Source organism: Robinsoniella sp., assembly GCF_034124845.1.
In genome coordinates, this window is sequence record NZ_JAWYAJ010000429.1 from 1 (window position 1) to 9,093 (window position 9,093).

The 9,093-nt window shown below is 41.1% G+C and carries 10 protein-coding genes; 8 read left to right on the forward strand and 2 right to left on the reverse strand.

From position 1 onward, the window contains the following. The 5 genes from ACH2DQ_RS21155 to ACH2DQ_RS21175 all read left to right on the forward strand — a co-directional run. The coding region (locus ACH2DQ_RS21155; protein ID WP_395028222.1) for a fibronectin type III domain-containing protein at positions 1-241 on the forward strand (241 nt) is incomplete at its 5' end. A gap of 111 nt (positions 242-352) precedes the next feature. After that, positions 353-1,711 (forward strand): ABC transporter substrate-binding protein, encoded by a 1,359-nt coding sequence (locus tag ACH2DQ_RS21160; RefSeq protein ID WP_394915740.1) that lies wholly within the window; start codon positions 353-355, stop codon positions 1,709-1,711. Positions 1,712-1,815: 104 nt separating this feature from the next. Beyond that, positions 1,816-2,724 (forward strand): carbohydrate ABC transporter permease, encoded by a 909-nt coding sequence (locus ACH2DQ_RS21165; protein WP_394915741.1) that lies wholly within the window; start codon positions 1,816-1,818, stop codon positions 2,722-2,724. Then, complete coding sequence (locus tag ACH2DQ_RS21170; protein WP_394915742.1) at positions 2,724-3,560, forward strand: carbohydrate ABC transporter permease; 837 nt, start codon at positions 2,724-2,726, stop codon at positions 3,558-3,560. Before ACH2DQ_RS21165 ends, ACH2DQ_RS21170 begins: the two co-directional genes overlap by 1 nt. Before the next feature lie 9 nt (positions 3,561-3,569). Next, entirely contained in the window at positions 3,570-5,336 is a 1,767-nt protein-coding gene (locus ACH2DQ_RS21175; protein ID WP_394915743.1) for a glycoside hydrolase family 36 protein, read from the forward strand. A gap of 161 nt (positions 5,337-5,497) precedes the next feature. On the opposite strand, the gene ACH2DQ_RS21180 is transcribed toward ACH2DQ_RS21175, so the two are convergent. After that, complete coding sequence (locus ACH2DQ_RS21180) at positions 5,498-5,713, reverse strand: DUF4177 domain-containing protein (RefSeq protein ID WP_394915744.1); 216 nt, start codon at positions 5,711-5,713, stop codon at positions 5,498-5,500. Between the two features lie 396 nt (positions 5,714-6,109). Between ACH2DQ_RS21180 and ACH2DQ_RS21185 the strand changes: the two genes are divergently transcribed. Further along, complete coding sequence (locus ACH2DQ_RS21185; RefSeq protein ID WP_394915745.1) at positions 6,110-6,778, forward strand: YkgJ family cysteine cluster protein; 669 nt, start codon at positions 6,110-6,112, stop codon at positions 6,776-6,778. Between the two features lie 185 nt (positions 6,779-6,963). Here the strand turns inward: ACH2DQ_RS21185 and ACH2DQ_RS21190 are convergent, their stop codons facing one another. Next, complete coding sequence (locus ACH2DQ_RS21190) at positions 6,964-7,290, reverse strand: hypothetical protein (RefSeq protein WP_394915746.1); 327 nt, start codon at positions 7,288-7,290, stop codon at positions 6,964-6,966. Positions 7,291-7,498: 208 nt separating this feature from the next. Between ACH2DQ_RS21190 and ACH2DQ_RS21195 the strand changes: the two genes are divergently transcribed. Together ACH2DQ_RS21195 and ACH2DQ_RS21200 are read left to right on the forward strand one after the other, a co-directional pair. Next, a complete protein-coding gene (locus ACH2DQ_RS21195; RefSeq protein WP_395028227.1) occupies positions 7,499-7,846 on the forward strand; it encodes a potassium channel family protein in 348 nt (115 codons plus the stop codon). Positions 7,847-7,859: 13 nt separating this feature from the next. After that, positions 7,860-8,969 (forward strand): ROK family transcriptional regulator, encoded by a 1,110-nt coding sequence (locus ACH2DQ_RS21200; protein WP_394915748.1) that lies wholly within the window; start codon positions 7,860-7,862, stop codon positions 8,967-8,969. The last annotated feature ends 124 nt before the right edge of the window (positions 8,970-9,093 follow it).

The window sequence follows — 9,093 nt, forward strand, 5'->3', positions numbered from 1 at the left end:
GGTAGTTTGGAAGCGGGATAAAAAGGCTTCCGGATACCAGGTGCAGTATTCCCTCAGTAAAAAATTTGCCGGGTCAAAGACAAAGGTAAAAACGGTCTCGAAAAATAAAACCACCCGGCTGGAACTGAAAAAGCTAAAAACCAGAAAGACGTATTACGTTCGGGTCAGAAGCTATAAGAAAGCGGGAAATTCGAAAGTATATGGAAACTGGAGTAAGGTAAAGTCAGTAAAGGTAATATGAGGGATGTCAAAAAAATATATACAAACCAGACAGAAAAGTACATTCCAAAATGACCACATGATTTATATAATGAAAGCACAATAACAGTTGTTAAGAATAAGGAGGAATTGTATGAAAAAGAAAAATCTTGCAAAAAAGGTGATGGCAGCAGGGATTGCAGCTGTCCTGATGATGTCAGCAGCAGCCTGCCAGAGCGGAGACAAAAAAGCTGCGGACGCGGACACTTCCAAAGAGCAGACTTCCGAAGCTTCGGCATCCGGTGATAAAGCAAAAGGCGGTGTAACCATTACCGTTGGATTAAAAGCATCCCACGTAGAAATCTCCAATATTGAAACATTTAAAGAAAACTGGGAAGAAAAAACGGGAAATAAACTGGATATCCAGGCAATTGATGATGACCAGTTCGACTCTCTTTTACAGACAAAAATGTCTACAAGCGGCATGTGGGATATCTTTATCGGAGATACCGGAACCCAGTCTACATCATACCAGCATGAAAAAAATCTGGTAGACTTATCCGGCGAAGCATGGGTTCAGAAGTTAACGGAAACAGGCAGGGAATTTGTAACGCATTCGGATGGAAAAGTGTATTGCTTCCCAAATGGCGGTGTCAATTCCTTTGGTATCGTTTATAACACAAAAGTATTTAAGGATAACGGACTGGAAGTACCTAAAACATACGAAGAGTTTGATGCGGCATGTGCTAAATTAAAAGATGCAGGTATTACGCCGATCTATGTATCCATGGCTGATTCCTGGACAGTAAATCAGATCATGAACGCTGAGTGGCCTAATATTCTCAGTAAGAACCCGGATGCATTAGAAAAATTAAATAAGAATGAAATCCGCTGGGATTCTCTTCCGGAATTTACACAGATGTTTGAAAGATTAAAAGGCTATGTAGATAAAGGATATTTAAATTCAGATATGTCCACTGCAACATATGAGATGGGACAGAAAGCCCTTGCTTCCGGACAGGCTGCTATGATGTATATGGGTGACTGGGCAGATCCCGAATATGTGAAAGTAGAGCCGGCAGGCGAGGGAAATATCGGAATGTTTGCAGCACCTTCAGCAGATGGTGACAGCCAGCTTGCAATTGCAGGTCCGGGCGGATATTATATCTCCAATCAGTGTAAGAATCCGGATGCAGCAAAAGATTTTATCAGTTTTATGGCTGAAGACGATAATTTACTTCTCAATATGAAGACCAGAGCATGTACTTCCGTATGGAATGATCTGGATGCGCCGAATTTAAGCGGAACTTTAAAGGACACACAGAAATATATCGATGAAGGCAAAACACAGATTCATTATAACCAGACATATGTTATAACACCGTCAGATGATGCAAACAGTGCATTTCTCTCTGATTTACTGGGACAGAAGACACCGGAGGAATGTGCGAAAATCTGGAGTGATGCAGTTATAACAGTAGGAAAACAGTTAGGGTTTGAAGGATTTAAATAAAATCTGAGTAAGGGCAAGTATGGAAATTCATTCCAGCCACTTGCCCTGAGAGTACAAACCACCATCGTTCATACGGAGGTGGTTTTTGTATAGAAAGGAGCTGTATGAAAGAAAAGAAGAAAAAAAGCAGCATGAATAAACTGGAAAAGAAATATTATCCACTTTATATTGTTATTCCGGGCGTTGCTGTTTTTACCATATTTTATATTTTTGCCATTGGGGGAGGATTTATATTTTCCTTCACGGACTGGAGCATTTACAATTTTGAAGCGCCAAATTTTATCGGCATTTCTAATTTTCTGGATCTTTTTGCTTCCCAAAGCTTTCTTCCGGCGTTAGGCCATACTTTTCAATTTGCAGTAATAACAACCATTATTAAAGTAGGGATAGGATTGTGCTTTGCCCTTTTGCTGAACCGGGCATTTAAGGGAAGGAATTTTTTCCGTGCAGTGATCTTCCTGCCATGTACCATCGGTGCACTGGTAATCGGGTATGTATTTACCTTTATCCTGCAGCCGGATACGGGGATATTGAATATCTTCTTAAATAATATTGGACTTGGTGCATTAGCACTGAACTGGCTTGGAGATACCAATGTGGTGCTCTATTCCGTATGTACGGTGGAATCCTGGATGTGGATCGGGTTTAACACCGCTATTATACTGGCGGGACTTCAGTCCATCTCCGGTGATTTATATGAGGCAGCCAGAATTGATGGTGCAAGTGCGTGGCAGACCACAAAATCCATCACCCTGCCCCTTGTCACGCCGTCGATTAATACAACCATTACTTTATGTGTCATTGGTGGATTTAATATATTTGATATCGTAATGTCCATGACCAATGGTGGACCCAACGGAGCAACCCAGGTAATCAGTAAATTGTCATATGATGCCATGAGGGTTGGGACACTTGGTTACGCATCTGCAATTAACCTGGTACAGTTTCTGCTGATCGTTATTATTATTTCCCCGTTATTAAGTTTCTTAAGGAGAAGGGAGCCGGATATCTGATGAAAGCAAATTTAAAAACGAAAAGAGTTCTTTCAAAAACAGCGGTCTATGTGATCTGCATTCTCATGACATTTGCCGTAATTTTCCCATTTCTTCTCGTCATTCTGACGGCATTTAAATCCGTGGAAGAATCAGCAGTAGTAACCCTTTCACTTCCAAAAGTATTTCTGTGGGAAAACTTCAGCTATGTTATTGAAAAAGGACAGCTGCTGCGGGCATTTAAAAATAGTTTTATCATAACCGGACTGGTTGTACTGCTTACCGTTTTGATCTCTTCCGTAACGGCCTTTATCATCTCACGGCGCAGCGATAAAACAAGCAAAGTACTTTCCGGATATTTTCTAATCGGAATGATTGCACCGCTGGCATTGATTCCTGAGGTTATTATCGTTAAGACACTGGGACTAAGCGGTACCTATGCTTCCATTATTTTAATACATATTGCAGCCAGAATGCCGCTTAGTATCATGATCTATTCCGGTGTAATTAAAGGTATTCCAAGAGCACTGGATGAATCGGCAATGCTGGAAGGAGCAGGATTCTTCAATATGTTCTACCGGGTAATCTTCCCGTTGTTAAAACCTGCTATTTTTACAAATGTAATTATTACATTTATGGGTGTATGGAATGATTTCCAGATCTCATTATATTTCGTAACAGACACGGCAAAGAATACCGTACCGCTGAGTATCTACAGTTTTGTGGGGTATATGACATATAAATGGAACTATGTGTGTGCATTTATTGTGTTGTCCATTCTTCCGATCCTGGTTGTGTATTGTGCGGCACAAAAATATATTGTGGATGGCATGATTGCCGGAGCAGTTAAGAGTTAGGAGTATCAAATGGATAAATTAACATATAGAATCGGAGCGATTCCGCCCCAGAGAGAAAGAGCTGTTACTTGCCAGGAAGAACAAAAAGGAGAGGTGGCATTTATACACTTTACTGTGCAGTCAGAAAAGGAGGCAGTCTTTACGCCTCTGACTTTAAGGATTTATGTGCCGGCAATCCAGGTACATTACAGATGGTCACCAAAATTACATCTGATCAAGGGGCTGAATTCCGATTGGTTTGAGAATTTATATCTCACCAATGGATTTACGGGTGCCCCGGTGGAATGCCTGCTTGCTCCTAGCCAGAAAAACTGCGCCTGTATCGGACTTTCCGACACCTTAAGCACTATTGGATTAAAAGCTCTGCCGGTGGAAGAAACCGGGGAATATGAGTTTGAAATCAGATTGTTTTGCCGGGAAGCGGTCCCCAGAAAATCATATGAGATAACCATTCGGCTGGATATGAGAGAGATTCCCTATTATCAGAGTCTGCAAGAATTATCCCGGTGGTGGGAAACTTTGGAGGGAATGGCTCCTGCTTTCGTTCCGCCAAATGCCAAAGAGCTTGTGTACTCCACCTGGTACAGCTATCACCAGCGGGTCAGTCAGAATGAACTTTTAAAGCAGTGTACGCTGGCAAAAGAACTGGGCTGTGGTACGGTAATCATCGATGACGGCTGGCAGACAGAGGATAATGCCAGGGGGTATGCATACTGTGGGGACTGGGAAGCAGCCAGATCAAAGATGCCTGACATCCGGAAATTTACGGACAGCCTCCATCAGATTGGAATGCGTGCTATGTTCTGGTATAGTGTACCGTTTATCGGAGAGAGATCCGCTAACTTTGCACGTTTTCAGGATATGCTTATCGATCCCGATGCACAAAGAGAATGGCATGTGCTGGACCCAAGATATCCGGCGGTCCGGGAATTCATAATCGGACTATATGAAAAAGCACTGGCTGAGTGGGGGCTGGACGGCTTTAAGCTGGACTTTGTGGACGAGTTTGTCGTGACGGGGGTCAGCGGCAGGGAATCAGATGAAAGAAGGGATTATCAGTCTTTTGAAGAAGCCGCAGACCGGTTAATGACGGACTGTATCAGCAGGCTTAAGCAGATAAAGCCTGATATCCTGCTGGAATTCCGCCAGACCTATAACGGACCGAGAATGCGTACCTATGGAAATATTTTTCGTGCGGTAGACTGTCCCATGGATGACGTGGAAAACAAAGTCCGGGTTACGGATATCCGCTTGATTGCAGGAGACAGCGCTGTGCATTCCGATATGGTCATGTGGCATTACGAGGACCCGGTAGAAAGTGCAGCACTTCAGATCATTCAGATTTTATTCAGTGTACCGCAGATATCCATGCGGCTGGAAGAGCTGAAGAAGGAACATTATCAGATGCTGAAATTTTATTGTTCCCTTTGGATAAGGTATAAACAGGCTTTTACAGATGGAGAATTTATACCGCTGCATCCTACAGAAAGATATAGTGTCATCAAAGGAATCCATAAGAATACATTCGTTTGTACTTATCATCTTACAGAGCTAATCGAAATGGAAAAGTGTTATGATGAGATGCTTTTTGTAAATGGTACCAGCCGGTCAGAGCTGATCCTTTCGGTAAAAGAAGAGGGGATGTTTGACAGAGAAGTATTTGACTGTATGGGAAATATGACCCAAAAAGACCGTTTCTATGTAAAGATGGGGGCACAGATCTGGCATGTGCCTGAAAGTGGATGTGTGCTCCTAAAAAAATGCAGGAGAGCTTAATAATACACGCAAACGAACGGTGATGGCAGACGCTTAGCAGATGAGGTGTGCACGAAGATGGGGAGTGGAGGAATATCATGAACGCTATGGGGATACCATAGCGTTCATGATATTCCTCCACTCCCCATTTTTTGCATGATCCGGCTGATTTTATAAACTGATTACAGTGATTCCCTTTCAAAAATGATTTGATAATTCATGGCGGCATAAATTCCGGTTTTTTCATTAAATGGTACCACGATCTGTTTTAACCGCCATCCTTTTTCTGCTTCCATAAGTATGACTTCTTTACATTCTTCAAAAGTATCTCCCGCCTTAGTTTTTCGGCCATTTTCTTTTTTGGGCACTTCCACAAATTTGTACTCGTATTTTTTCATAATCTTATCCCCCTGACTTCGTCAAATATCAAATTATCAGCATCTATATATGTATTATAATAAGGGAACTTGTCATTGTCAAAGAATTCCGGGATGGAAACGGGATTAAAACCAGAGCTTTTATAGTATTTGTAAATTCAGAAGGTATAACCCGGACGTGGGATCCGGGCTATGAGAGAAAGTAATAACATTAGTTGTTATTACACTAATAGTTTAATATATATTTGCAGTCATGTCAATAAGAAATATAGGTTTTCTGATCAAAACAGGATAAAATAAGAAAAAGTTTCTTAAAAAGGGACTGTCTTGCATTTTCAGCCGATATTTATTGAAAATATATACCTGATACCATATAATAATGTTTATTAAAATAAAAAGTAATATGAGGAAAATAAAATGATCAGAGAAGTAAATCTGCAGGAAATATCCGATGGAAAATTATATGGATTAAATGATATGGTAAAAGCAGACTGTCAGGATTGCAGCGGTTGTTCCGCCTGCTGTCAGGGGATGGGGGATTCCATAATTCTGGATCCGCTGGATATATTCCGTTTAACTACAAATTTGAATTGCTCTTTTGAAGAATTGCTGAAGGAGAAAGTTACATTGAATATCGTAGACAGCATGATCCTGCCAAACCTGAAAATGGCGGAAGGTTCGGAGCGCTGCGCTTTCTTAAATAAAGAGGGAAGATGCAGTATCCATAAATTCCGTCCGGGTATATGCAGAATTTTCCCCCTTGGAAGATTCTATGAGAACAATTCTTTTCAATATTTTTTGCAGATTCATGAGTGCAAAAAGGATAACAGATCGAAGGTAAAGGTTCGAAAATGGATTGATACACCGGACGCAAAAAACTATGAACAATTTATTGTAGAATGGCATTATTTTTTAAAAGATATGCAGAAGATGCTGGAAAGTGACCAAAATGAGCATCTGATGAAAGAGATTGGGATGTACATACTGAAATATTTTTATTTAATGCCCTATGAATCGGGCAGTGATTTTTATGGAGAGTTTCGGGAACGGTTAGATACAGCCAGGGAATTTGTGAAAACATTATAAGGCTGGAACGTGCAGGATCACGTGATGTACTTGACTTGGAGTCTGCCAGCTAACTTACGTATTGGAGAGTCTGCCCCGAAAATAGACAGCGTGGTTTAATTTCATTACGCTTTATATTTTAGGGGCAGCGTCTTTACAAAGTGTCAGGCATGTATGCCTCACTTTGCGGTTGATGTGCATTAAATTTATAATAGACTCTGGTCAAAAGTGATTTCGTCAAAGTTTTGTCCGTTTTCAAGATCATGCTGGTTGTGATAGAATTTTACCGTAAAGGAATCGGTATCAGAGTCAGGATTCTCATGCTGGTATTCTTTGTAGGTTTCCACCGCAATTTCTTTTAACTGGGCAGATGACCAGGTGTTTGTTACAATAATGTTCAATACGCAGGTATTGGTACGGTTAGCTTCGGTATTAAATGCATTTACTACTTTGTATTCCGGACCTTTAAAGAGAGCAAAAGCCCAAAGGGAAGCAAGGCATACCAATGTAATTAGGATTTTCTTTTTCTTCATAATGAACACCTCCTAACTATACTGTACCATAAATGGCAGTGTTTTTATGCTGGTATTTGATGGGAGTGGAGAAAATTGACGGGAATGAATTTTCAAACACGCTCTAGTCTGGAAGCGGACAGATAAAGGAATATGAAATGAAAAAATTAAAAAGACTGTGGAAAATTTTAAAGATAACAAATGTTGATAAGATCTAAATGGATTTTTGATGTTTATCCTGGGAATCTCTTTTGTATTTCTGGCGGCAGAGCCTGAGGTAAAGACATATGGAGATGCTTTATGGTATGCATTCAGTGTCATTACTACTATTGGATTCGGAGATTATTATGCAGTTACGGCTGTGGGACGAATCTGTACCGTGGTATTGGGACTTTATGGTATTCTGATCGTTGCCCTTATTCCAGGAGTTGTGGTGAGCTATTACCTGGAATTTATACAGAACAAAATGGATGAAACAGCCGGTGTGTTTTTGGAAAAACTGGAAAACCTGGATCAGCTGTCTAAGGAAGAACTCCGTGATATCTCTGAGAAAATAAAGAAGGGCCGTTATAAATAATATGGGAAAAGATGTGAAAATAGCAGAAACGAAAAGAAATAACAAAATTCGGATTGCCAAGTTTATTTCATCCAAAGGGGTTACATCCAAAGCTGAGATTGCAAATGTCCTGGGGTTGAGCATGCCAACGACACTGCAAAATGTCAAAGAACTGGTTGCGGAGGGGATTGCCGTGGAAAACGGGGTCTATGAGTCTACCGGCGGGCGCAAGGCAAAAGCGATTTCCATAGCTCCGGATATCGGATATGTGATAGGGATTGATATCACCAACCACCATATTACCATAGTGCTGGTTAATATGAAAAAAGAACTTCTGGAGATTGAACGTACCAGAAAGATGTTTGCTCCGGATTTTGCATATTATGAAACACTGGGCGATTTGATTCGGGATTTTATCTCAAAAGTAAAAGTCAGGAATGAAAAGATTCTGGGGATTGGCATTTCTCTGCCCGGAATAGTAGACCGGGAGCAGAAAGTCCTGATCCGTTCCCATACACTGGGCGTGAGCAATGTGAGTTTTAAATGCTTAGATGAGTTTATTGACTTTGACTTTGCGCTGGAGAACGATGCAAACAGTGCCGCATATGCGGAACTTGGCAGCGAGACCGAGAATACCATATACCTGTCATTGAGCAATACGGTGGGCGGAGCAATTTTCTTGCATGACCGACTTTATCTGGGGGAAAATTTTAAGAGTGCAGAGTTTGGGCATATGGTAATTGAAAAAGACGGCAAAACCTGCTATTGCGGCAAAAAAGGCTGTGTGGATGCCTATTGCGCTGCAAAAGTCCTGATGAAACATGCCGGTGGAAGTCTGGAACTGTTTTTTGACAGGCTGAGAAAAAATGATGAGGAATGTCTCCGGGTCTGGGATGAATATCTGGAGTATCTGGCTGTAACGATTACCAATCTGCGCATGGCATTTGACTGCAATATGATACTGGGCGGTTATGTGGGCGGTTATCTGGAAGAGTTCCGCATGGATCTGAATAAAAGGGTATTGAAATACAATAATTTCGATATAGATACATCCTATATCAGAACAGGAAGATACAAACAGGAAGCATCTGCTTACGGTGTTACCATGGGTTTTGCAGAATCCTTTTTTGACAGTCTGCAGTAATGAAAAATAAATATTAGGAATGCGACATGCTGATGTCGTATTCCTAATGTTAGAATTGGACGAAAGCGTGTTTGAAAATTTACTTCCGCCATTTGCAAACACGCGCTAAACGAAGGAGGATTTG

What these genes read in the sequence shown, in the direction of transcription:
- ACH2DQ_RS21195 (WP_395028227.1), top strand. Translation starts at nt 7,499, where the DNA reads ATGTTTATCCTGGGAATCTCTTTTGTATTTCTGGCGGCAGAGCCTGAG.
- ACH2DQ_RS21175 (WP_394915743.1), top strand. Translation starts at nt 3,570, where the DNA reads ATGGATAAATTAACATATAGAATCGGAGCGATTCCGCCCCAGAGAGAA.
- ACH2DQ_RS21185 (WP_394915745.1), top strand. Translation starts at nt 6,110, where the DNA reads ATGATCAGAGAAGTAAATCTGCAGGAAATATCCGATGGAAAATTATAT.
- ACH2DQ_RS21165 (WP_394915741.1), top strand. Translation starts at nt 1,816, where the DNA reads ATGAAAGAAAAGAAGAAAAAAAGCAGCATGAATAAACTGGAAAAGAAA.
- ACH2DQ_RS21190 (WP_394915746.1), bottom strand. Translation starts at nt 7,290, where the DNA reads ATGAAGAAAAAGAAAATCCTAATTACATTGGTATGCCTTGCTTCCCTT.
- ACH2DQ_RS21170 (WP_394915742.1), top strand. Translation starts at nt 2,724, where the DNA reads ATGAAAGCAAATTTAAAAACGAAAAGAGTTCTTTCAAAAACAGCGGTC.
- ACH2DQ_RS21180 (WP_394915744.1), bottom strand. Translation starts at nt 5,713, where the DNA reads ATGAAAAAATACGAGTACAAATTTGTGGAAGTGCCCAAAAAAGAAAAT.
- ACH2DQ_RS21160 (WP_394915740.1), top strand. Translation starts at nt 353, where the DNA reads ATGAAAAAGAAAAATCTTGCAAAAAAGGTGATGGCAGCAGGGATTGCA.